Consider the following 747-nt stretch of genomic DNA (forward strand, 5'->3'; position numbering starts at 1 on the left):
GACAGTGATACCATCGTAGGTTTCATCGGCTACTATACTCAAAATGAGCGCTATGAAATCACTACGCTATATATTTTACCTACTTATCAACATCAAGATATAGGCAGCTCGCTTATGAAAGCCTCGTTGCAAGATATAACAGCTACCAATGCCGCAGCTCGCTTTCATCTATGGGTTTTAGAAGCTAATACCAAAGCCATTAACTTTTATGAAAAACATGGCTTTGAGCAGAGTGCAGAGCATCACGAGGAGATATATGAAAAAACCAAAATAATAGATATTAAAATGATAAGAAATACGAATCCTCTAACTACCTAAATAGTTTTGTTTCATCTACTCAGCTTGTCTTAGCACATTTTTAAAAACATCATCGATATCACTACCCAGACTTTTGATAGTAGTCGACGAATTATTTCCTAGTACCCAACTATCAAAAGGCGATAGCAACAGGATAGGTATCTCATTTTCAGCGTGTTCTTTATCTATCAACACTACGCTAACTACAACCAAGCTTTCTCGCAGCCACAATGGAATACCAAGCGTTTGATATAGTTTTTTGCCTGATTGTGGACGCGTCGCCAGTGCCGTCTGCACACGCTGTTTGCGATCTAATGGCTTTATCTTTAATACTGCATCAAATGCTGTCTCATCTATCTGACTTTCTATCAGTCTTGCCAGCGCATCTGGATATACTTGCAACTGCCAGATATATCCATCACTGTAACGCAGGGTAAGTGATGCCACATT

At 39.2% G+C, this 747-nt stretch carries 1 protein-coding gene and 1 pseudogene; one reads left to right on the forward strand and one right to left on the reverse strand.

The genetic code is table 11. The annotated features are described in order from the left end of the window. A partial coding sequence (locus ACS8FC_RS17055; RefSeq protein WP_439297662.1) for a GNAT family N-acetyltransferase occupies window positions 1-318 on the forward strand: 318 nt, incomplete at its 5' end. A gap of 15 nt (window positions 319-333) precedes the next feature. Here the strand turns inward: ACS8FC_RS17055 and ACS8FC_RS17060 are convergent. Continuing rightward, a pseudogene (locus ACS8FC_RS17060) lies at window positions 334-747 on the reverse strand (hypothetical protein); the annotation flags it as partial.

The organism is Psychrobacter sp. 1Y4, from assembly GCF_051847555.1.